This window comes from Clostridium caldaquaticum (assembly GCF_023806125.1).
Taxonomy (GTDB): domain Bacteria; phylum Bacillota; class Clostridia; order Clostridiales; family Clostridiaceae; genus Clostridium_AT; species Clostridium_AT caldaquaticum.
The window spans coordinates 48093-71213 of sequence record NZ_JAMSKT010000003.1 but is presented as its reverse complement, the minus strand read 5'-3'; the positions used below and the strand labels follow the sequence as shown (position 1 = coordinate 71213).

Below are 23121 nucleotides of genomic sequence, written 5' to 3'. Positions count from 1 at the left end.
CTTATTCTACTGGATTTATTTTGAAAAAAGATAAGATGTAGTCAATTAAAAAACATAAAGTATTGAAAATTATGGAGGTTAAATATATATGGAATTAGTTCAGCAAAAATATTTAACAGGAGAAAGAGCTCTTTTTAAAAGCAAAGATTTAAAAATAATAGATTGTACCTTTGCTGAGGGGGAGTCTCCATTAAAAGAAAGTGAAAACTTAATAATTGAAAACAGTATTTTTAAGTGGAAATATCCACTATGGTATTGTTCTGATGTTACTGTTTTAAACTCAACTTTATTAGAAACAGCACGTTCAGGAATTTGGTATACAAAAAATATTAATATAAAAGAAAGTACAATTGAAGCTCCAAAAACTTTCAGAAGATCTAAAAATATTACTTTAGAAAATGTAAGTATGCCTATATCTCAAGAAACGCTATGGAATTGCGAAGGAATAAAATTAACAAATGTAACAGCCAGAGGTGACTACTTCGGCATGAACAGCAAAAATATTAAAGCAAATAACTTTCATTTAACTGGAAATTATGCATTTGACGGCTGCAAAAATATTGAAATTTATAATGCTAAAATGCTTTCTAAAGATGCATTTTGGAACTGCGAAGATGTTGTTGTGTATGATTCATTAATTATTGGTGAATATTTAGGATGGAATTCAAAAAATCTAACTTTTATTAATTGTACTATTGACAGTTTGCAGGGACTTTGTTACATAGAAAATCTTGTACTTAAAAACTGTAAATTATTAAATACTACACTTGCTTTTGAGTATTCTACAGTTAATGCAGAGGTTATATCAAATATTGACAGTGTGATGAATCCAATCAGTGGAATTATTAAAGCCAAAAGTATTGGAGAGCTTATATTGGACGAAACTAAAATTAATCCGGAACAGACTAAAATTATAACTTTAGAAGATTATTAAAAGTATACTATTTTATTACATAAGATGTTAATATAATTTAATTAATGATAAATTACGGAAAGGAAGATAATTGTGAAGTATAATTTTTCATTAATGACAAATCGCAGAAATACTAATTCTTTAAAGTGGGACGTAAAAGAAAATGAGCTTCCCATGTGGGTTGCTGATATGGATTTTCAAACAGCTCCGGAAATAATTGAAGCTATTTTAAAAAGAGCCAATCATGGAATTTTCGGCTACAATATTGTTCCCCATGAGTTTTTTCAGGCTATTGCTAATTGGTGGGATAAACGACATCACTTTAAAATAGAAAAGGATTGGATGATGTTTTGCACTGGAGTTGTTCCTGCAGTTTCTTCAATAGTAAGGAAAGTGACAACAGTTGGTGAAAATGTATTAATTCAATCACCAGTTTATAATATTTTTTATAATTCCATATTGAATAACGGAAGACATGTTTTATCAAGTGATTTAGTTTATGATGGACAAGAATATCATATTGATTTTGATGATTTAGAAAAAAAGCTTGCTTTACCTCAAACAACTTTAATGATTTTATGCAATCCTCATAATCCTATTGGAAAACTATGGGATAAAGAAACTTTAGAAAGAATTGGAGAGTTATGTTATAAGCATAATGTTTTAGTTTTATCAGATGAAATACACTGCGACCTGGTTGAACCTGGTCATGAATATATACCATTTGCAAGCGTATCAGAAAAATGCCTTAAAAACAGCATTACATGTATAGCACCTACAAAAACATTTAATATAGCAGGACTGCAGACAGCCTGTATTGTTGTTCCTGATGAAAGGCTTCGTCATAAAGTTAATCGAGGAATAAATACAGACGAGATAGCAGAACCTAATAGCTTTGCAGTTACAGCTTTAGTTGCTGCATATACTAAAGGTGAAGAGTGGCTGGATGAATTAAGAGAATATATTAAGGAAAATAAGAATACAGTAAATAATTTTATAAGAGAGAATATTCCAAATCTCTATGTTGTTCCATCACGGGCTACTTATTTATTGTGGATAGACTGCTCAAAAGTATGTTCAAGAAGTGCTAAATTGACTAGTTTTATAAGAGAAAATACTGGTTTATATGTAACTGATGGAGAAGAATATGGACCTAATGGCAAAACATTTATAAGAATGAATATTGCCTGTCCAAGAGAACGATTGTTAGATGGATTAAAACGATTGGAAAAGGGGATTAAATTATATTTAATGAATAATGAATAATTATAAAAAGACCATGGAAACTGCTCTAATTTCCATGGTTTTTAGCTATTTACTATCAATATATTTCCTTCTATATAACTCGCTGAGTATATCAAGGTGCATAAGAGAACCATAGGAGCGCATCATAGTTGGAAGTCCTTTTAAAACTATGGTAAACTCTGAGTATTTCTGATACTGAGATTTAGTTGTATCTGTTAAGAGTACAATTCTGGCACCGCGCTCATAAGCTCCCTTAAATATGGGCATCATATCCACTGAGTTGGGTATATCAAAGCCGGTAATAAACACGACACAGGAATTATCAAGATTTTTTACATCCTCAAGCTGTTCAGCGTATCTGGAAAGCGCAAGTGTCTCTTTATTATCTATTGTAAGATTAATCTGCAGAGCAATTTCAGCAAAAACTTTGCCTCCAGGGTAAAATTTTATTATTTTTGCTTCGTGCATGGCATCAACAATTTTGGATAGTTCTGCAATATTAATGTTTTTTTCTAAATCTGTTAAGATGTTTTTCATGTTTTCAATATATGATATAACTATCATTTCATCTGACTGGAGCATTTCTGCAGGCAAAATACGATTAAAATATGTATATTTTTGATGTATCAGCTTAATATCATGTCTGAATTCAGATAAATTGCTGTATCCTAATTTTTGTATAAGTCTGCCTATGGTGGATTTCGAAACTGAACATATTTCTGCTAAATCATATATAGTGCAATTTTCTACTTCATCGAAATGCTTAAGCAGATTTTTAATTGCAATATGATATATATTATCTTCTTCAGTATTATTATATAATGAGAATAAATTGTTTAGTATATTCATATGTTTTCACCTCTAAATTATCTTATGAGACTAATTAACTTTATCAGCTGAAATCCTTTTTTATTATATCATATATTTATATTGCTTACAGCATTTTTTAGAGGATATAATATAGATATAGCATTTGGAGGTGTAGCTTATGACCGGTCTTGAAAATATAATTGCGTTTTATAACAATACCCCTGAAGATAATATGTTTCATTCTGTATTACGCAATATATTAACTAATTTAGATAAAGTTGAAAATTATAATATATATGATCTTGCAAATATGTGTTTTACGTCTCCAGCAACAATAAGCCGTCTTGTAAAAAAATTAGGGTATAAGAATTATACTTACTTTCAAAAAGATTTGTCGGACTGTGTTAAAAAATATGAACATCTTAATAGATATATCAAAATGGAGGAAATAGAAGAAAAGGAAGATTTGCAGGAGGCATTTTTAAACACTCTTGAAAATTTAATAGTCAATTTCAGGAAACAAATTGATAAAGCTCAGCTTAGAAGATTAGCTGAAGAGATTCATAGAAGCAAAAGGGTTAGTATCTATACCTACGGAGTTAATTTTGCAGAGTTTTATCTTCAGTCAGATTTATTTATGAGCGGTATTATATGTGATGTTTATAATGATGATAAAAGCCAGTTTGAAAATGCACAAACATTAGACAAGCAATGCATAGTTATTTTAGTTATACCAAAATGTATTGAAAGTTCTGCCGTTGATAAAACTATTACAGCCATAAAAGAACGTGGAGCTAAGCTATGTGTAATTACAGATACTAAACATTTTTCCATTTTAAAAAAGGCAGACTTAAGTTTTACCTTTGAAGGGGAGCTTCATCTTATAGATATGTATATATTGCAGATGTTTTTAAGTTTGTTATCAATACAATATAGAAGCATGTATTTGGATTAACAAGGTTTCAGATTTTGAAACCTTGTTTTGTTTTTAGAAACTAATAATTATATTCTGAAACTTTTACTCCCATATGGATGTCTAAAAAAAGCTAAGTAAATGATAAAATTAATTTAAGAAGCAGAAACATAAAAAGTACAAGGCAAGGAGAGATAATATGGATTTTCAGGCTTATAATAAAATACTTATTTGTGACGATGAAATCACTAATGTAGTAGTTGAAGGCGTAACTATAGGTTATGAGTTCAAGATAAAATATCCATCATACCGTGGAGCATTTTTAAGTTGTATTGAACAACTGGAGTTTCAGATAGATGGAGAAAAAATTGATAAGAAAGATGTTTTATTCTACCTGAATGGAAAACAGTTTTTAATTGATGAACTTCCTGAGTTATTTAAGGAATATTGGTTTGTTAGAGACAAGGCTACTATCTTAGTATTAAAGGATGGAGGAATTACAAGCGGTGAGCATCAGGTAAACGTATTTATGAAGCACAGAGTTCCTTATACAGGATATTTCGGCCAGTATCTAGTATTAGACAGCAATGTAACTAAAACACTTAATGCTATATAACAGAAAGGAGTACATAAAATGGAGAATAAAATAAAGCTTGGTGTATCACTTTACAGCTTTTCAACAGAATATATATCAGAACAATTAGATTTGGAAGGTTTATTAAAAAAGGTAAAGGAACTTGGTTTTGAAGGTATTGAAATGATACCGGCACAAATGGCTCCAGAGTATCCTTATCTGTCAGATGAATGGATAGAAGAATTTAAAGGTTTACTTGCTAAATATGAATTAACACCAGTGTGCTGGAGTGCATATATAGACATGGGTATAAGAAGCGACCGTGATTTAACAGAGGAAGAAATAATCCAGTATACGCTTAATGATTTAATATACGCTAAAAAAGCCGGGTTCCCAATGGTTAGAACTCAGCACGCTATATCACCAAAGATATTCAGAGCAATGATACCATACTGTAAACAGCTTGGTGTAAAGCTTACAATAGAAATGCATCACCCTCATCACCCAGACGTTCCAGTTTGGAAGGAATTCTTTGAAATAATGAAGGGGGAAGGCAAGGGAGTTTTAGGCTTTGTTCCTGATTTCAGTATATTCCAGAAAAGACCGCACCAGCTATATATAAACCAATCTATTTCCTTTGGATGCAGAGAAGATAAATTAAATGAGATTATTAAAAAGCATGATCAGAATGTACCTCTAGAGGAAGTACTTAAAGATGATCTTTTAGAGATAGAAAAACATGTTGCTGAAGAAATTTATCATAAATTCAGTGCACCTGCTCGTATTGAACAGCTTAAAGATATTATAGATTGTGTTTTCTATATTCACGGAAAGTTCTACTACCTTGCAGATGGAGAACATGATCCATGTATTCCATACGAGGAGATCCTTACAACAATAAGAGATCTTGGTTATAACGGTTATATTGCCAGTGAATACGAAGGACATCATTTTGATGAAACTATAGATTCTGCTGTACAGCTTCAGAGATATGTGGCATTAAATAAAAAAATACTAGGATAATAAACAGAATTGAAAACTTCGGGTGAATGTTAAGGAATTTTGCCCGAAGTTTTAAGTTATAGGAGATATTATGATTAATCCAACTGAAAAGGTCTTAAAAAAAGTTAGTTTGACAAAAATCAAAATTGGAATTTTGACAGGATGCTTATTTATGTCCTCTAATATAGCTATAGCCCCTGCTCTTGCTGATATTTCAGCAAGCTTTCCTAATGTAAGCGTGTCTATTATACAGATGCTTATAACCATATCACAGCTAATGACTGTACCTTTTTCACTTTTAGCGGGAAGGTTAGCCTCAACATTTACTAAGAAAACTATTATAATGTTTTCAATTGGGGCTGTATTTTTTGGGGGCTGTATTCCACTGATTGTTTCCAGCAATATAGTCTTTTTAATAATTGCAAGCTGTTTTATAGGAATTGGTATGGGTGCACTGATTCCTGCTACTTCAGCCTTGATTTGTGAATACTTTGATGGAGAAGAACGAGGCAGTTTAATGGGAATACAGGCTGCGGTAGTAAATTCAGGAGCAATGATTTTCAGTATTCTAGGAGGACAGTTTTCTAGAATTGGCTGGAAATTTGCATATGGCTCCTATCTAATTACTTTACCCGCAATATTAGCAGTTGCGTTATTGCTCCCACGGGGGAGAATTGAAGAAAAGATTAATAAAGCTGACAATAACAATATTGGGATAAATGTTTTCTATCTTGCTGTTATAGGTTTTCTTTTATGTATCTTCATTAATACTTATAATACAAACATATCCCTATATGTAGCTGAACAAAAGCTTGGAAGTACTGTGCAAGCTAGTACTGCATCTACGTTCAGCACTTTAGGTGGTATACTTGCAGGGATTACATTAAAGAAGACATTGTCAGTATTTAATAAGTATATAATTTCGTTTTCAGTAGTAATGGCAGCCATAGGACTTGGGTTAATCTCCATAGCTGGCAATTTATCAGTTATTTGTGTTGGTGGATTTTTGGTAGGTTTCGCCCTTGGAATATTTGCACCATCACTATCATTTCTTGTATCAGAATATCTAACAGAACAAAACCTATCTATAGGTATTGCAATTGTGTTTGCCTTTTGTAATTTTGGCAACGCTCTATCTCCGGTCATAGTAAATCAAATTAATTCAGTGTTTGATGGAGGAGTAAAAGAAAAGTTTATGATATCAGCTATTGCAATGATGGCAATTTTTCTTATTACTGTTATAAAAACGAAATATGAGCAGAAAAGTTATAAAGAAGAACTGAGCTAAAATCAGAATGACGTTTTATATGGTAAAAGCATATGCCATACAAAACGTCATTTATTTTGCTTACGTTCAAAATAACTTAGAGTATTTGCACCCACTCTTATTGTGTTTAAAATGGTAGTCATCCTTTCAATTGTAAGGGAAGATTCGGAACTTTCATTAAGCCATTGTCTTGCAAGTAAAAAGTTTAGTTCCACAAAAGTTTCAAGATAATATTCACGAAGCTGATCATGAGGCATATTATCTTTATCCATTAACTGATTAACAAACACCCGCATCTGGTTTCGCAGTTTTATTACAAAATACGGATCGCCGTAAGAACCCAGCAGAGCTTTAATTGCTTCTCCATGCTGTTTACAATACTCAAACCATCGCATAAGTGCTGCAGGAGGATTAAGAGAAAAACCCCAGTCTGTCAAGTTACATTGCAAGGCACAGGAAGGTTCTTGTACGTCCAGACAGAAGCTATTAAAATGAGCCAGCAGTTCATCTTCGATATATTGCTGCATTTCATAGATATCATTGAAATATAAATAAAAAGTACCACGGGTAATGTTTGCTTTATCAACTACTTCTTTTACAGTTATCTTTTCAAAATGTTTTTCCTGCATTAAAGACAAATAAGAAGATATAATACGTGCTTGCGTCTGGGCACTTTTCTTTGTTTTGCTTACAGTATTTCGTGATTCGCCCATAATGAAAAGCCTCCTTTCTGATAGTGCAAAGCAGCTATAAAAATTGAACACTTTTGCGCTTTATGTCTAAATTGAACACTTTGAATAGAAAGTGTTCTATATATGTAAACCATTTTATTATAAACTGAATTTAAAGAAAAGCAGCAATTATTAATTTATTATAGCTTATTTCTTTTAATGTTTCAAGTTTGCTGCGGGCAGACTGGTGTGCAGCACCAAGTGTTTTATGGCTGCCCTGTGTTTGATAAAGAGGAGGAAAAATATGTCTGAAGTAAAAAAAATTATTAAAACTGTTGAAATGTGCGGCGAGCAAGTTGATATTATAATGACTGAGATGGTTCGCCCTGCATCCCGTGAGGAATTGGACGCTATGGATCCTGAAACCCGTTCCCGTTATAAATACCTTTCTCCGCTTAATATTCGCACATATATTGCTGAAGATGGTATTGAATGCATGCAGGATGTGCCGGTAAAAATGAGAGATGGTGTTACTATTTATGTTGACATATACAAACCTGTTGGTGATGTAAAGGTTCCGCTTATAATAAGCTGGAGTTTTTATGGGAAACGTCCGTTTGAAGGACAAAGTGAGTGGCAGGTTATGGGTGTACCACCTCAAACTATATCAAATATGTCCAAGTTTGAAAGTCCTGACCCTGGATATTGGTGCCGCAGAGGTTATGCAGTAGCAAATGTAGATCCACGTGGTATTGGTCATTCTGAAGGTGACTATATACAGTTTGGTTCACAGGATGGACGTGATGGATATGACTTTATAGAATGGGCAGCTCAGCAGCCTTGGTGTAATGGAAGATGTGCTTTGTCCGGAAACAGTGCTGTAGCAATGACTCAATGGCGTATTGCTTCCCAATGTCCGCCTCACCTTGCTTGTATTGCTCCATGGGAAGGTACAAGCGACTTGTATCGTGAATCCTTATATGAGGGAGGAATTCCTGCAACAACATTTGTAGGTTTAGTAATGGGTGATGCAGTTGGATATAATTATATAGACAATACTGCAGAAAATGCAAAAAAATATCCGTTTATTAATTGTGCTTATTGGAAAGATAAAGATCCAATCTGGGAAAATATAAAAATTCCTGTTTATGTTACTGCCTGCTGGAATCACTTTCATTTAAGAGGTTCTATTAATGCTTTCCGTAAGATAAAGTCCAGCAAGAAGTGGCTTCGTGCACATCGTGATTTTGAATGGCCGGATGCATATAATAATAAGAATTTGGAAGAACTTGAACGTTTCTTTGCACGTTATCTTAAACTTGAAAGAAACGGCTGGGAGCTTACTCCAAGAGTACGTATAGAAGTACAGGACGCTTTTAATTACTGTTATCAGATAAACAGACCAGAAGAAAACTTCCCTTTAAAACGTACAAAGTATGAAAAGTTGTATCTGGATGCTACAGATATGTCAATGAAAGCACAGCCGGTTGCTGAGGAAGCTATGGCAGCTTATGAAAGTGCAGATGGAGAGGTTACTTTTGACTATACTTTTGAAGAAGAGACAGAGTTAACTGGTTACATGAAATTACGTCTTTGGGTTGCAGCAGAAAGCTATAACGATATGGACTTGTTCATTAACGTGCAGAAACTAAGTACAAAAGGAGAATGGCTTCCAATTACAGTATTTGGAGAACCTCATCCTGGTGTATGGGGTAAGATGCGAGTTTCTCGTAGAAAACTTGATGAGAAACTTAGTACTCACTACAATCCTGTACAAGCTCATACTGTTGATGAAAAATTAGAGCCAGGTCAAATAGTACCTGTTGATATTGAAATTAATCCAACAAGCTGGATTTGGCACAAAGGTCAGAAGATTCGTGTTCAAATTGCAGGCAGATATATTCGTGAAAACTGGTTTGAGCCATTAGTATGGGATACTGATAATAAGGGAAGACATTTAATTTACACTGGTGGTAAATACGATTCTTACTTGCAAATACCTGTTATACCACCACGTTATCAAGATGGCGACTATATATATCGTTAATAATCAAAGAATATATGAGGCGTAAAGATTGATAATCTTTACGTGCTTAAAAGGAATACAGGAGGCATAACAATTGATAATTGTTATGTGCGAGAAAGGAATACAGGAGGGAAAAAAATGAGAGAAAAAGTTTTAGCAAAAATAATTGAGCGTGGAGCTTATTTATGGGGAAAGGACGCTAGCGAATTAAGTGCTGATACTACTTTTGCAGAAGTTAATGCTAAATCAGGTCACATCTCCCAAATTACAACTGCTTTAGAGGATGAATTTGATTTGGAAGTACCATATATGGGTTTTAAGAGATGTAAGACTTTAGGCGAAGCAGCTGATTATGTAGTAGAGTTAATGGAAGAATAATACAAGTTAAAAGTAACGGCGGGAACCCTGATGCACCTTATAGGCTGCTTAAAAGGTTCCCGTCATTTTATAAAAGGAAGGTGAAAACAATGATAGTTGGCATCGGTACAGACATTCTGCATATGAGCACACTAAGCAGACAATTTTTAAAATTCGATGATCCATTTTTCTGCAAAACCTTTACCGAGGAAGAACAGCGCCTGGGTGCACTTAATGATGTTCCGCACATATATTTTTGTATGAGGTTTGCGGCAAAAGAAGCAGTGTTTAAGGCACTTAATACTTACCCTGATAGGCTTAAACACTGGAATGAAATAGAAATTTTAAATAGTGATAATGGAGCACCTTATGTAAGGCTGCATGGCAATATGAAAAAGGCAGCAGAGGAAAAAGGGATACAGCAAATCATGTTAAGCCTTTCTTATGATAAAGATTATGCTATAGCATTTTGTGTAACGAGCACCTGAATTAAATGAAATACAGGAGGTATAATTATGAACCAATTTATTCAAGAAATGACTAAAAGGGCAAAGCAGTCTCCGCAAAGAGTAGCTTTCCCAGAGGCGTTAAATGTAGATATTTTACGCACCGCAGAACAAGTTGTATTAACAGGAATCGGTTATCCGTTATTAGTAGGTAATCAGGCGGAGATTGAAACTCTTGCTGCACAGAATAATGTGTCCACTGAGGGATTTACTTACTTTGATAATACAAATGAAGAAGCTAAAGCTGCTTTGGCTTATGAATACTGCTCCAAGTTTGACGATTTCAGCGAAAAGGCAGTAATACGTAAAATAAAAGATGCAGTTCGCTGTGCTATGTTTTTGTTAAAACTCGGTAAAGTTGATTGCGTAGCTGCTGGTAAAGAATATTCAACAGGAGATGTAGTATTCGAGGCTATGAGTATTGTTGGTCTCATGGAGGGAGTAGAAAGCCCATCAAGCCTGGGTATTGCAGATGTACCTGGTTTTCTAGGTTCAGAGGGTCAGATGTTTGGGGTGGCTGACTGTGCTATTACTGCACAGCCTGATGCAAAAGATTTGGCAGGAATAGCTATTGCATCAGCTAATACAGTAAGCACCTTACTTGGATGGGAGCCTCGTGTTGCTATGCTTGCTTTCTCTACTTGCGGAAGTGCAGAGCATGAGAGCATAGAAGTAATTCGTGAAGCGATTAAAATTGTACACGAAAAGCGTCCGGATATAAAATGTGATGGTGAATTTCAGTTGGATTCAGCTCTTCTTCCAAAGGTGGCAGCTAAGAAAGTACCGAGAGAAAGTGATGTAGCCGGAAAAGCTAACGTGCTTATATTCCCAAATTTACATGCAGGAAACATTGGCGTTAAGCTGATACAGATTTTCGGTCATGCTAATGCGTATGGACCTATTTTACAAGGTTTTAAACAGCCTGTATGCGATTTTTCACGTAGTGCACCAGTTGAGGAAATGCTTGGCAATGTAGCTATGCTAATAATCCGTGCTGCAGCAGAAAAGAAATAGGGAGGAGCTATTATATGAAGATTTTTGCAATTAATCCTGGATCAACATCAACAAAAATTGCTCTTTTTAATAATGATAGATGCATATTTATAAAAAATGTTAAACATGAAGCATCAGAACTTGCGAAATATAAAAATCTGTCAGAACAGCTGCCTTACAGGAAACAGACTATTATTAATATTTTAGAAGAAGAGAATATTAGTTTAGATGGCTGTGATGCTTTTGTTGGGCGTGGAGGAGGACTTCTTTCTATGGAAGGCGGAGTTTATGCAGTTAATGACATAATGCTCAATCACGCTGCAAATTGTGCAAATGGTGTATTGCACCCTGCAAATCTAGGGAGCCTTCTGGCAAATGAATTTTGTGAGCAATATGGCGGGCAGGCTTTTGTTGTAAATCCGCCAGATGTAGATGAATTTGAGGAAGTAGCCAGAGTAACAGGTATTAAAGAAATCAATCGTACAAGTCACATTCATGCGCTAAATCAGAAAGAAACCGCTCAGCGTCATGCAGAAGCTATAGGTAAAAAATATACTGACTGTAATTTCATAGTATGTCATATTGGCGGCGGGGTGTCAGTGGCTGCACACCGCATGGGCAGAATGATTGATGGTAATGATATTGTTGGTGGAGAAGGACCTATGGCACCTACAAGAGCAGGTGCAGTACCTGCTGATCAGCTTATCAGATTATGCTTCAGCGGTAAGTACAGCCAGAAGGAAATGCTTGAAAAATGCACAAAGACAGGTGGTTTTGTTGACCATCTTGGTACCTCTGATGCTATTGAGGTTATTGAAATGGCAAGTAAAGGAGACTCCTACGCTAAACTTATATGGGACGCTATGATTTACCAGATAATAAAACAAATCGGCTCTATGGCAGCAGTTCTTCATGGAAAGGTGGATGGCATTTTGCTGGGTGGAGGCATGGCTCATAATAAAGGTTTAGTTCAAACAATTACAGAGGCATGTTCTTTTATTGCACCAGTTACTGCATATCCAGGTGAGTTTGAAATGGAAGCTATGGCTGCAGGAGCAGAACGAGCTTTAAAAGGTACAGAAGAAATTAAAACCTATACTGGTAAACCTGTTTGGACTGGGTATAAAAAGGAGTGTTAAAAATGAATAATAAAAAAGGAGATTTTCTATGGGGATTTGTATTACTGCTCTGGATACTAGTTTTAGTAGTTCCTGCAGCTCGTACTGTTTTTATAGCTGTAACTGAAGCACATCCCTATATAGGAGGATTTGTTAAGTTTTTTATACTGGCTACAATGGGTGACCTTCTTGGAGTAAGAATACTAAAAGGTGAATGGATATTGCCAAAAGGATTTATTGCCAAGGCAGTGGTATGGGGAATTTTAGGCATGGCTATTACTTTAGTATTTACTGTATTTACTGCTGGTGCAGGTGTAGCCCAATCTTTAGGAAGACTTCCTTTTGCAGGCTCAAAGTTTGCACAGGCATTTTTCGGTAGCACCATAATGAATCTGACTTTCGGGCCGATGCTGTATATATACCATAAGTTTGGAGATTTATATATTGATTTGAAAATTGAGAAAAATGGCAATAAATTTACAGTAAAAGAAATGGTAGACAGAATTGACTGGTATACATTAGTAAGCTTTTCCTGGCTAAAAACATGTACTTTAATCTGGATACCATGTCATACTATTGTGTTCCTGCTACCTCCTCAGTACAGAGTTTTAGCTTCAGCATTCCTGTCTGTATTGCTTGGAATTTTAGTAGCTGTTTCTAAAAAGGGTGCACAAAAATCAGCAGTAGAACTGAATGCATAAAATAACGGAAGGTTTCTTTGAAATAAATTTTCTATTAATAATCAGCGGACAAGGATGTGTATAATCTATGTCCGCTTTATAATTATAAAGAAGTTTGTTATACTTATACAGTATTTGAGACTTAGAACTATTTATAGATTTTTATAAATGTTATAATAAATCGAGAAAACGTTTTGTAAATTTATTAAAAATTAAGGGAGAACAGAAGCTATGAGAAAGTTTATTTCAAAGATTCCTTTAAATTCTATCAGTTTTAAACTAACAGCAGGTGTTTTTGCAGTATTGCTGCCTTTGATATTTCTGCTTATTTATAATAACATTTATTCAATTAAAGTTATACACAATCAGGTAGCTGAATCTTATAAGAATTTATTAACTTTATATATGAGACAGATAGATGACAGCCTTGATGCTGCAGATGAAAATATGGCATACATGGCAGCACTTGATAATGATTTAAAGCTCATAGGGGCAGATATTGACCCAAATTACAGGTCATTGGCTCAAATAAAAGTATCTAACAGGCTTTCGGAAAATATTGGTTCTTATAAGGCAATAGATGTTGTTTTTGTTTATAATACAATCAGCAAAGAATTCTTGTATGCACTTAATTATAAAAATGATTTTGAAGAACGTGAAATAGTAAAAAAATATATTATTAATTTATTAGATAAAAGTACTCAATCTGATGATTTAAATGTAAAAAAATGGACTCCTGTCAAAATAGACGGGCAATTTTATTTAATTAAAATATTTAAAGCAGGGGATTCTTATATAGGAGCCTGGGTAAATACTAAAAGGCTTTTAATTCCATTAGGATTAATTAATCTTGGTGAAGGGGGAAAATCTGCTTTAACTAGCAGCGAAGGAACAATTATGGCAAGCTCCGTTGAAACTAACAATATAGATATAGATTTAACTGGAGATTTACAGAATTACTATATAACAGGAGATAAAAACAAGTATATTGTTGTAGGAGAAAACTCAACTAAAGGAGATTTTAATCTGGTAGCAGTTATACCTGATGAAGAAATTCTAGAGAAGCTTCCTTATCTTAAAAATATTATTAACATTATCGCTTTTGCTTCAATACTTTTACTTCCATTATGCTTAGTATTTCTTCGTAAAGTTGTTTTAATTCCAATAAATCGTATGATGACTGCTATGAAAAAGATAAGAGATGGTAATATTGAAGTACGTATTAAAAACTATAAAACTTCAGATGAGTTTCAGATAGCCTATGATACTTTTAATAAAATGGTTGATCAAATACATGATTTGAAAATTAGTATATATGAAGAGCAGCTAAGTAAACAGAAGGCGGAGCTGAAGCATTTACAGCTGCAGGTAAATCCTCACTTTTTTTTAAATTCTCTAAACATTATTTATAGAATGGCTCAAACAGGAAAATATGAGCTAATTAAGGAGATGGCTCTTTGTCTGCTTCAATATTTTCGATATATGTTCAGAGAAAACTCCGGCTTTGTTTTTTTAAAAGATGAGCTTAAGCATGTTAAAAACTATATTCACATACAGGAATTAAGGTTTCCTGAAAGCCTTAATTATAATATAGAGGTACCGGAATTTATACTGAATACTCCTGTGCCGCCCCTTATTATACAAAATTTTGTGGAAAACTCTATAAAATATGCTGTAACATTGGACGAGCCTCTGCATATTTTAATTAAAGCAGATTTTGTAAAGGAAAAAGGACAGGATAAACTTGAAATTATTATACAAGATACAGGAAAAGGATTTCCTGAAGAAATTTTAAAACAAATACAAGCAGGGCAACGAGTTATAAGCAAGGATGGAGAGCATATCGGAATTTGGAATGTGCAGAGAAGACTGCAGCTTTTATACAAGGGAAGTGCAAGTATTGAATTTTCAAACGGTAATCAAAAGGGTGCAATTATTAAAATAACGCTTCCGCTGCAGCCTGAGATATAATGAAGAAGGTGATATTATGGCTAATTTAATTATTGTAGATGATGAAAAATTAGAAATTGAGGGAATAAAATCAACTGTAGATTTTTATAAATTAGGTATTACAGAGATTTTTGAGGCTAATAATATACGTCAGGCAAAAGAATTATTCTTAAATAATTCAATTGATTTAATGTTTTGTGATATAGAGATGCCGCAAGGCAGCGGAATTGAACTACTTGAATGGGTTCGTGAAAATTTCCCGAAAACTGAGTGCATATTCATAACCTGCCATGCTGATTTTAATTATTCCATCAAGGCTATACAACTTGGAAGTCTTGACTATATACTAAAGCCGGCAATGCCAGAGGAATTAGAAAAAGTAGTAGTTAAAGCAATGGAAAAAATTAAAATGGCTAATGAACAGCTTCAGCATAGCCGTTTCAGCAAGCTGTGGGTTAAGCATCAGCCTCTTATAATAGAACGTTTTTGGCTTGATATAATTAATCAGACAATACCTTCCACCCATGAAGAAATAAGAAAAGCGGCTTTAGAAATTAATTTTCCAGGACTTGAGGATATGAATGTTATTCCAATACTTGTAAAAGTTCAAAATTGGAATAGAGAAATGAATATGAGAGATGAAAAGCTTATGGAATTTGCAATAGGAAATATTGCTCAAAATTTAATATTAAAGGAAGAAAGTAACGGCATCACTCTTGAGCTTGATAAAGAAACAGTGCTTATCCTTATTTATCTGGACGAATTTGAAGATAAGGATTTAAGTTTACTTAAGGAGGACTGCAAAAAATATATAACAGAGTGCAGCAAATACTTAGGCTGTGATTTATCCTGTTATCTGGGAAGCCGTATCAGCAATCATGAATTATTTGAAACAGTTAACAAACTGCTGGAACTTGATAAAAATAATGTTATTTTTACTAACAAAGTATTTTCTCTTGATGAAAAAAGAGAAGTGTCACAAGATATCAGACTGCCTGATATGGGCATGTGGCTGCCAATGCTTGAAAGCGGAAAAAAAGACCTGGTGCTTGAAGAAATTTATGTTTTTATGAAAGAACTTACTAACTCTAAAGAAGTTAATGCAAATGTATTGTATCAGTTTCAGCAGGATTTTATACAGGTACTCCATTCTTATTTAAAAGGAAAAGGAGTACTGGCTCATATGCTTTATAGTGATAATCAGTCTGCAGAATTATACAACAAGGCTACACGCTCAATTGCACATATGATTAAGTTTGCAGAATACGGAATAGAAAAAGCCTTATCCTACGTAGCTGAAATTGAAAAATCCAAGTCTTTAGTCGGCAAGGTGAAAAGTTTCATTAAGTTAAATATCGATAAGGAATTGACAAGAGAATATATTGCAGACCAGGTTTACTTAAATCCAATATATTTAGCACGTATTTTTAAAAAAGAAACAGGTATACCACTATCTGAATATATTCAGAAGGAACGTTTAAAAGTAGCAAAAGAACTTTTATCAAAGTCAAATATGCCAGTAAGCTCAATAGCTGCACAGGTTGGATATACAAATTTTTCTCATTTTTCAAGGATGTTCAGAAAAGCTTTAGGCATTTCCCCTGTTGATTATAGAAAAAATACAGCGAAAAATTAGAATAGTCCGAAAAGTTTCAAAAGTGCAAATTAAAAGTTTTATTTGGAGCAGTGTATATTTAAGAAAAGGATTAAAATGTGATTGTAAACATTTAAAGTATAAAAAATCAATGGACATGAAGATTAATAATCTTCATGTGCTAAAAATTTTAAGGGGGATTAAAATGAAGAAAACTAAAATCACCAGCATTTTAGCATTGGCACTATCTGCAATGATGACTTTTTCAGCTTGTGGAAATAAGAGTTCATCAGGAACATCTGCAGACAACTCAAAAAATAAGACAAGTCAGGAAGCACCTACAGAATTAACAGTAGTATTCTTAACTACAGGTCCTCAGCCAGCGGATCAGGCATTGGTGGAAGAAGCACTTAATAAAGTAGTTACACCTAAAATTAATGTAAAAGTTAAGCTTATGCCTATAAATTTTGGTGCAGCTATGCAGCAGTATAACGTAATGCTTGCAAGTAATGAAAAAATCGACTTATTGCTTACATTCCCTAACACTTATCAGAGTTTAGTTGCTCAAAAGAAGGTACAGGAAATAGGACCGCTGCTTGATAAATATGGACAAGGTATAAAAGATAATTTAGGAAGATATCTAAAGTCAAATTATGTTAACGGTAAGATATATGGGGTAAGACCGTTGTGTGACATGGCAGGAGGAAATGGATTAATTATTCGTAAAGACATTATAGATAAATATAATATAGATACAACTCAGGTTAAGAGCTTTGCAGATTTAGGCAATATTTTTAAAATAATAAAGGAAAAAGAGCCAAATTTATATCCTCTTACTTATGGATCTCAAGGTATTGGTTTTGCGGAATCAGTTCTTGGTTCAAGTATAGACTGGCTTAGCGATTATTTTGGTGTACTTATGAATTACGGCCAGGAGCTTAAGGTTGTAAATATGTTTGAAACACAGGAATACAAAGATTTACTTAAAACTATGAGGGACTGGTATCAAAAAGGCTACGTGATGAAAGATGTAGCATACGCTAAAGAAGATCAACATACACTTGTAAAATCTGGTAAAGCTTTAGGTTATTTCAGTGCAACAAAGCCTGGTATAGCACAACAGGAATCAGCACAAAATGGTTATGAAATGACTGTTATAGAATTTGCTAAACCAATGGCTGGAAGTGCAGTGTTTTCATGGGTAGTACCAAATGCAGCTAAAACTCCTGATAAATCTGTTCAATTACTCAACTTAATGTATACAGATGCTGAAGTGCAGAATTTATTTGCATGGGGTATTGAAGGAAAGCATTATGAAAAGAAATCAGACGGAACTATTGGATTCCCATCAGGTGTTTCTGAGAAGAATTCAGGTTATTATTTAAATACTTCTTGGATGTTTGGTAATGAGTTCCTTTCAAAAGTATGGCAGGGAAATCCTGCTGACATTAGGGAGCAGACAAAGAAATTCAATGATTCAGCTTCAATATCAAAAGCTTTTGGCTTTACTTACGATGCGACTTCTGTAAAGACTGAGATTGCAGCACTTTCAAACGTTTGGACTCAGTATAAACTTGGATTAGAGTCAGGTACTGTTGATCCTGACAAGACATATCCAGAATTTATTCAAAAACTAAAAGCAGCAGGTATTGACAAGGTTATAGCTGCAAAGCAGAAACAGCTTGATGAATGGGCTGCAGCAAACAATGTAAAATAATAATTTTTATAAATTTTTAGCCCAACTGACACAATGTTGGTTGGGTTATATGATTTTATTATAGGGAAGGGTTGAATATGAAAGAGGTAGTACAAAAAAATAATACCGTAGCAGTAAATGTCCAAAAGCCCCTTAAGACTAAAAAGAAAATTCAGTATAAAAGGTATATTCCGCTTTTTCTTTTAATGGCACCAGGATTAGTTTACTTTTTTATAAATAATTATCTGCCAATGTTTGGCCTTGTTATAGCTTTTAAAAATGTAGATTTTCAAAAAGGAATATTCGCCAGTGATTGGGCTGGTTTTGATAATTTTAAATATTTATTTGCAACGTCAGACGCGTTAATAATTACAAGAAACACCATTTTGTATAATGTAGCTTTTATTATAATTGGAACAATAGTTCAGTTGGCTTTTGCCATACTGCTTAATGAGATAAAACAAAAGTTTTTTTCAAGATTATATCAAAGTCTAATTATTCTACCGTCACTTATTTCAATGGTAATTGTTGCCTATCTTGTTTATGCAGGCTTAAGCATAAATACAGGTCTTTTCAATAAATCAATTCTTCCTGCACTTGGTATGGAACCTGTGGCCTGGTATGCAGAATCTAAATATTGGCCTGTGATTTTAATATTAGTAAATGTATGGAAAAATTCGGGCTTTGGCTGTATTATTTATCTAGCTTCAATAGTAGGTATAAGTCCTGAGTATTATGAAGCTGCTAAACTTGATGGAGCTACTAAGTGGCAGCAGATTACAAAAATAACTATTCCACTGCTTAAACCTGTAATAATCATGCTTACTATTCTTGCTATCGGTAAAATATTTTATTCAGACTTCGGGTTATTTTATCAGGTGCCTATGGATTCTGGGCAGCTATATAATGTTACAAATACAATTGACACATATGTATATCGTTCCCTTATGCAGCTTGGAGATATCGGTATGTCTTCAGCAGCAGGATTTTATCAATCTTTAGTAGGATTTATATTAGTGCTTGTATCTAATTTAATTGTGCGAAAAGTAAGCAAAGAGGACGCATTGTTTTAGAAAGGAGATGTGTATTATTTATGAAAAAATCTGAAGATAAAGGAACTCAGATAGCTGGACATATTATTTTAGGTTTATTTTCTTTAGCATGTGTCCTACCTTTTGTGTTATTGATAATTTCATCATTTACAGATGAAATGGCTATTCAAAATGACGGATATTCTTTTTTTCCTAAAGTTTTTAGTATTCAAGCATATAATTATTTAGCTGCAAAGTGGACACAAATTGGACATGCATATTTTATTTCAATATTTATAACAGTAGTCGGCGTTATAGGTACATTAGTACTGACTTCCATGCTTGCTTATCCGCTGTCTAGAAAGGATTTGCCTCACCGTAACATTTTCTCTTTTTATGTTGTTTTTACCATGCTTTTCAATGGAGGTTTGGTTCCAACCTATTTAGTATATACACAGTTTTTTCATATTAAAAATACTATATGGGCACTTTTAATACCAAACTTACTTATAAATGGTTTTGGAGTAATGCTTATGAGGACTTTCTTTGCTACAAATATTCCTGTGGAACTTATCGAGTCTGCAAAAATAGATGGAGCAGGAGAGATAAAAACATTTGTTAAAATTATTATTCCAATGTCACTTCCTATTCTGGCAACAATCGGATTGCTTGCAGGGCTGGCGTATTGGAATGATTGGTTCAATGGTCTTATTTACCTTACAGATCAAAGATTATTCAGTCTTCAGAATCTTTTAAACAGAATTATGGCAGATATTCAGGTACTGGCATCAACAAATATGGGAAACAAATCTACATCACAGACAATACCTGCTGAGACCGTAAGAATGGCAATGGCAGCAATTGGTGTAGTTCCGATATTGTGTGCATATCCATTCTTCCAGAAATATTTTGTTAAGGGTATAGCGCTTGGAGCGGTAAAAGGCTAATAATTAGTGACATGGAAAAAGGGGACGGTTCCTCTGGCATATTTATGTGTCAAGGAAATGTCCCTTTGGTTTACTATGTATGATTAGTTAATAAAAAGATTAGAGTACTATAATAATATTAAGTGAAAGGTAAGTGGATTAAGAATGAAAAAGATAATTAGGGATTTAATTGATGGTAAAAATGATAACTATATACTTCCTTTCTTATGGATGCGTGGGGAAGAAGAACATATTATCAGAGAAGAAATAAGTAAGATATATGAGTGCGGAATAAGAGGAATATGTGTTGAAGCAAGACCACATCCTGATTTTGCAGGACCAAAATGGTGGCATGATTTAGATATTGTAATGGAAGAAGCAAGGCAAAGGGGAATGAAAGTATGGGTTTTAGACGATGCTCATTTCCCAACAGGATATGCTAATGGACTTATTGAGAAGAAGTATCCTGAAAGAAGGAAAACTTATATAAACTATAATTCATTAGATGTATTTGCAGCTCAAAGTGAATTTACTGTTCATATTACACCAATGTTAAAGCCTAAAACTTCTTTTTTAGATTTTGGCAAGAAAAAAGAGGTTGAAGAGCAAAAGAGGAATAAGCTTATTAGTGTTACAGCTGTAAGAATGGTTAAAAATGGTATAGTTAAAGAAGAATTTATAGATTTAACAGGTAAGGTAGAAGACGGTTTTTTAACCTGCAGACTTCCAGAAGGTGTATGGAGGATTTATGTTGTATATGAGACTAAAACAGATGGCGGTGACAACAGATATATAAATGTAATCGATAAAGAATCTGTAAGTACTCAAATAGAAGCAGTGTATGAACCACACTACGAGCATTATAAGAAAGATTTTGGAAAAACATTTGCAGGATTTTTTTCAGATGAAACATCCTTCGGAAATACTGTTGGTTATGATTTTAACGAATCAATAGGTAAAAGAGACATGCCTCTTCCTTGGAATGAAGAAGCAAAAATTATGATGAAAGATGAACTTGGGAGTGAGTGGAAATCATTACTGCCATTCTTGTGGGTAGATACAATGGAAATGAAGCAGTGTGTAAATACACGATATACTTACATGAATGTAGTAACTAGATTATATGAAAAGAACTTCAGCGGTCAATTAGGAAAATGGTGTGAAGAACATAATGTAGAGTATATAGGTCACGTAGTTGAGGACAACAATCAGCACAGCAGGTTAGGATGCGGTACCGGTCATTACTTCAGGGCAATGTCAGGGCAGCATATGGCTGGTATAGATGTTATCGGCGGTCAGGTAATTCCTGGAGGTGCAGGTATGGAAATAATGGGAATTACAAAGGGAGACGGAGAATTTTATCATTATGCATTAGGGAAATTAGGTTCATCTTGCGGACATCTTGAGCCTAATAAAAAAGGAAGAACAATGTGCGAGCTTTTTGGAGCCTATGGCTGGAAATTGGGAGTAAGAGATATGAAATATATTTTAGATCATTTGGTTGTGAGAGGAATTAACTACCTTGTTCCTCATGCTTTTTCAATGGCGGAATATCCAGACGTAGATTGTCCTCCTCATTTTTATGCAAGAGGAAATAATCCTCAGTTTAAAGCTTTTGCGCATCTTATGAAATATGCTAACCGTTTATGTCATATTTTTAATGGCGGCAGACATATTGCACCAGCAGCAATTTTATATCATGGAGAGAGTGAATGGACTGGGGAGTACATGAAGATGCAGGTGCCTGCAAGAATATTAACGGAAAACCAGATAGATTTTGATTTTGTATCTTTAGATATGCTTGCTGATTTGAATTCCTACAATGGAAGTATAGATAATAACACATTAAAAATAAATGGTGAAGAATTTAAATGTCTGATAATTCCTTATTCTCAATACATTACAAAGGAATTAGCTATATTCATAAAAAATTCCAAAGATTTTAATGTAATATTTGTTGACGATTTGCCACAGGGAATATCCAATGAAACTAATGAGGCTGCTGCTTCAGAATTAATGAATATTGTTAGAAAGTGTAGAGCTTTAGAATTAGAAAAACTTGCAGAAGAACTTAAAACTTGTGGAATTTATGATATAACACTTAAAAATGAATTTTCATCTTTAACTTATTATCACTATTATAAAGAAGGAAATATATACATGTTCCAAAATGAGTCGGCTTTTGAAACTTTCAGCGGAGAGATTGAATTATCTATTGGAAAAGATGCTGTTATATATTACGGATTGGATAATAGATTTGAAGCCTTGGAAGTAATTGAAGAACAAGGTAAGACAAGCATTAGATTAGAACTTAAACCATTTGAATCTTGCATTATATTTGAAAAGGCGGATTCAGAAAATATGGATATAGAAAGTTATAGGTCTTTATCAGAAAGACTTCTTGAATTTAAGGAAGAAATAGATTTATCTTCAGACTGGAAGTATTTTTTAGTAAAGAGTAAATTATACCCTGCTTTCAGTGAAACAAAAAACATGCATAAGCTTATTCCAGTTTCAAAAGAAAACCCTTATTTTGCAGGAATAATAAGATATGAAAAGGAAATAGAACTTAACAGTGTAGAAGATAAAGCATATTTAAGTTTTGAATATGTATATGAAACAATGGAACTATGGATAAATAATGAATATGTTGGAATGAAGATAAGCTGTCCTTATATTTATGAGATTTCAAAGTATTTAAAGAGGGGTAAAAATACAATACGAGTAGAAGTAGCAACAACATTAGACAGGGATAAATTTAACCATCCGGAACCTCCATTTATTTTATCGCACGATATAATTGATCCAACTGGTATGTTTGGAAGGGTAAATTTATATTTATAGATATA

Annotated in this window: 20 protein-coding genes; 18 read left to right on the top strand and 2 right to left on the bottom strand. The window is 33.7% G+C overall.

Annotated features, from left to right (window positions below):
* The first annotated feature begins 88 nt into the window (after positions 1–88).
* On the top strand, positions 89–934 hold the full coding sequence (locus M2651_RS02645; protein WP_252130786.1) for a DUF3737 family protein: 846 nt from the start codon (positions 89–91) through the stop codon (positions 932–934).
* Between the two features lie 72 nt (positions 935–1006).
* Positions 1007–2179 (top strand): MalY/PatB family protein, encoded by a 1173-nt coding sequence (locus M2651_RS02640; RefSeq protein ID WP_252130785.1) that lies wholly within the window; start codon positions 1007–1009, stop codon positions 2177–2179.
* Between the two features lie 45 nt (positions 2180–2224).
* Here M2651_RS02640 and M2651_RS02635 read toward each other — a convergent pair whose 3' ends face one another.
* On the bottom strand, positions 2225–3007 hold the full coding sequence (locus M2651_RS02635) for a MurR/RpiR family transcriptional regulator (RefSeq protein ID WP_252130784.1): 783 nt from the start codon (positions 3005–3007) through the stop codon (positions 2225–2227).
* A gap of 139 nt (positions 3008–3146) precedes the next feature.
* Between M2651_RS02635 and M2651_RS02630 the strand changes: the two genes are divergently transcribed.
* From M2651_RS02630 to M2651_RS02615, 4 genes are all read left to right on the top strand, one after another.
* The gene (locus M2651_RS02630) at positions 3147–3923 is read left to right on the top strand and encodes a MurR/RpiR family transcriptional regulator (protein ID WP_252130783.1); all 777 of its coding nucleotides are present in this window, start codon (positions 3147–3149) and stop codon (positions 3921–3923) included.
* Between the two features lie 157 nt (positions 3924–4080).
* Positions 4081–4497 carry a C-glycoside deglycosidase beta subunit domain-containing protein gene (locus tag M2651_RS02625; protein ID WP_252130782.1) on the top strand — a complete coding sequence of 139 codons (417 nt, stop codon included), beginning with the start codon at positions 4081–4083 and terminating at the stop codon, positions 4495–4497.
* Positions 4498–4515: 18 nt separating this feature from the next.
* Positions 4516–5478, top strand: a complete 963-nt coding sequence (locus M2651_RS02620; RefSeq protein ID WP_252130781.1) for a sugar phosphate isomerase/epimerase family protein — start codon at positions 4516–4518, stop codon at positions 5476–5478.
* 70 nt (positions 5479–5548) lie between these two features.
* Positions 5549–6745, top strand: a complete 1197-nt coding sequence (locus M2651_RS02615; RefSeq protein WP_252130780.1) for an MFS transporter — start codon at positions 5549–5551, stop codon at positions 6743–6745.
* 47 nt (positions 6746–6792) lie between these two features.
* Here the strand turns inward: M2651_RS02615 and M2651_RS02610 are convergent, their stop codons facing one another.
* Positions 6793–7437 carry a TetR/AcrR family transcriptional regulator gene (locus M2651_RS02610; RefSeq protein WP_252130779.1) on the bottom strand — a complete coding sequence of 215 codons (645 nt, stop codon included), beginning with the start codon at positions 7435–7437 and terminating at the stop codon, positions 6793–6795.
* Positions 7438–7699: 262 nt separating this feature from the next.
* Here M2651_RS02610 and M2651_RS02605 point away from each other — a divergent pair, with 262 nt between their 5' ends.
* The 12 genes from M2651_RS02605 to M2651_RS02550 all read left to right on the top strand — a co-directional run bounded on the left by M2651_RS02605 (position 7700) and on the right by M2651_RS02550 (position 23116).
* Entirely contained in the window at positions 7700–9442 is a 1743-nt protein-coding gene (locus tag M2651_RS02605; protein ID WP_252130778.1) for a CocE/NonD family hydrolase, read from the top strand.
* Positions 9443–9559: 117 nt separating this feature from the next.
* On the top strand, positions 9560–9799 hold the full coding sequence (locus M2651_RS02600) for a phosphopantetheine-binding protein (RefSeq protein WP_252130777.1): 240 nt from the start codon (positions 9560–9562) through the stop codon (positions 9797–9799).
* An 89-nt stretch (positions 9800–9888) separates the two neighbouring features.
* Positions 9889–10266: a holo-ACP synthase gene (acpS, locus tag M2651_RS02595; RefSeq protein WP_252130776.1), complete on the top strand. Its 378-nt coding sequence runs from the start codon at positions 9889–9891 to the stop codon at positions 10264–10266.
* A 27-nt stretch (positions 10267–10293) separates the two neighbouring features.
* Complete coding sequence (locus M2651_RS02590) at positions 10294–11298, top strand: phosphate acyltransferase (protein WP_252130775.1); 1005 nt, start codon at positions 10294–10296, stop codon at positions 11296–11298.
* A 14-nt stretch (positions 11299–11312) separates the two neighbouring features.
* Positions 11313–12416, top strand: coding sequence for a butyrate kinase (gene buk / locus M2651_RS02585; protein ID WP_252130774.1), 1104 nt, complete (start codon positions 11313–11315; stop codon positions 12414–12416).
* A gap of 2 nt (positions 12417–12418) precedes the next feature.
* Complete coding sequence (locus M2651_RS02580; RefSeq protein WP_252130773.1) at positions 12419–13096, top strand: hypothetical protein; 678 nt, start codon at positions 12419–12421, stop codon at positions 13094–13096.
* 210 nt (positions 13097–13306) lie between these two features.
* Positions 13307–15046 (top strand): sensor histidine kinase, encoded by a 1740-nt coding sequence (locus M2651_RS02575; RefSeq protein WP_252130772.1) that lies wholly within the window; start codon positions 13307–13309, stop codon positions 15044–15046.
* A 16-nt stretch (positions 15047–15062) separates the two neighbouring features.
* A complete protein-coding gene (locus M2651_RS02570; protein WP_252130771.1) occupies positions 15063–16661 on the top strand; it encodes a response regulator transcription factor in 1599 nt (532 codons plus the stop codon).
* 163 nt (positions 16662–16824) lie between these two features.
* Entirely contained in the window at positions 16825–18336 is a 1512-nt protein-coding gene (locus tag M2651_RS02565) for an ABC transporter substrate-binding protein (protein WP_252130770.1), read from the top strand.
* A gap of 77 nt (positions 18337–18413) precedes the next feature.
* On the top strand, positions 18414–19388 hold the full coding sequence (locus tag M2651_RS02560; protein WP_350338279.1) for an ABC transporter permease: 975 nt from the start codon (positions 18414–18416) through the stop codon (positions 19386–19388).
* 20 nt (positions 19389–19408) lie between these two features.
* On the top strand, positions 19409–20293 hold the full coding sequence (locus tag M2651_RS02555) for a carbohydrate ABC transporter permease (protein ID WP_252130769.1): 885 nt from the start codon (positions 19409–19411) through the stop codon (positions 20291–20293).
* Between the two features lie 144 nt (positions 20294–20437).
* Entirely contained in the window at positions 20438–23116 is a 2679-nt protein-coding gene (locus M2651_RS02550; RefSeq protein ID WP_252130768.1) for a sugar-binding domain-containing protein, read from the top strand.
* Positions 23117–23121 lie beyond the last annotated feature (5 nt).

Excerpts from the sequence above, each read along its gene's own strand:
- M2651_RS02570 (WP_252130771.1), top strand. The coding sequence starts at position 15,063 with ATGGCTAATTTAATTATTGTAGATGATGAAAAATTAGAAATTGAGGGA.
- M2651_RS02605 (WP_252130778.1), top strand. The coding sequence starts at position 7,700 with ATGTCTGAAGTAAAAAAAATTATTAAAACTGTTGAAATGTGCGGCGAG.
- M2651_RS02645 (WP_252130786.1), top strand. The coding sequence starts at position 89 with ATGGAATTAGTTCAGCAAAAATATTTAACAGGAGAAAGAGCTCTTTTT.
- M2651_RS02590 (WP_252130775.1), top strand. The coding sequence starts at position 10,294 with ATGAACCAATTTATTCAAGAAATGACTAAAAGGGCAAAGCAGTCTCCG.
- M2651_RS02560 (WP_350338279.1), top strand. The coding sequence starts at position 18,414 with ATGAAAGAGGTAGTACAAAAAAATAATACCGTAGCAGTAAATGTCCAA.
- M2651_RS02620 (WP_252130781.1), top strand. The coding sequence starts at position 4,516 with ATGGAGAATAAAATAAAGCTTGGTGTATCACTTTACAGCTTTTCAACA.
- M2651_RS02615 (WP_252130780.1), top strand. The coding sequence starts at position 5,549 with ATGATTAATCCAACTGAAAAGGTCTTAAAAAAAGTTAGTTTGACAAAA.
- acpS (WP_252130776.1), top strand. The coding sequence starts at position 9,889 with ATGATAGTTGGCATCGGTACAGACATTCTGCATATGAGCACACTAAGC.
- M2651_RS02630 (WP_252130783.1), top strand. The coding sequence starts at position 3,147 with ATGACCGGTCTTGAAAATATAATTGCGTTTTATAACAATACCCCTGAA.
- M2651_RS02610 (WP_252130779.1), bottom strand. The coding sequence starts at position 7,437 with ATGGGCGAATCACGAAATACTGTAAGCAAAACAAAGAAAAGTGCCCAG.
- buk (WP_252130774.1), top strand. The coding sequence starts at position 11,313 with ATGAAGATTTTTGCAATTAATCCTGGATCAACATCAACAAAAATTGCT.
- M2651_RS02580 (WP_252130773.1), top strand. The coding sequence starts at position 12,419 with ATGAATAATAAAAAAGGAGATTTTCTATGGGGATTTGTATTACTGCTC.
- M2651_RS02565 (WP_252130770.1), top strand. The coding sequence starts at position 16,825 with ATGAAGAAAACTAAAATCACCAGCATTTTAGCATTGGCACTATCTGCA.
- M2651_RS02625 (WP_252130782.1), top strand. The coding sequence starts at position 4,081 with ATGGATTTTCAGGCTTATAATAAAATACTTATTTGTGACGATGAAATC.
- M2651_RS02555 (WP_252130769.1), top strand. The coding sequence starts at position 19,409 with ATGAAAAAATCTGAAGATAAAGGAACTCAGATAGCTGGACATATTATT.
- M2651_RS02600 (WP_252130777.1), top strand. The coding sequence starts at position 9,560 with ATGAGAGAAAAAGTTTTAGCAAAAATAATTGAGCGTGGAGCTTATTTA.
- M2651_RS02635 (WP_252130784.1), bottom strand. The coding sequence starts at position 3,007 with ATGAATATACTAAACAATTTATTCTCATTATATAATAATACTGAAGAA.
- M2651_RS02575 (WP_252130772.1), top strand. The coding sequence starts at position 13,307 with ATGAGAAAGTTTATTTCAAAGATTCCTTTAAATTCTATCAGTTTTAAA.
- M2651_RS02550 (WP_252130768.1), top strand. The coding sequence starts at position 20,438 with ATGAAAAAGATAATTAGGGATTTAATTGATGGTAAAAATGATAACTAT.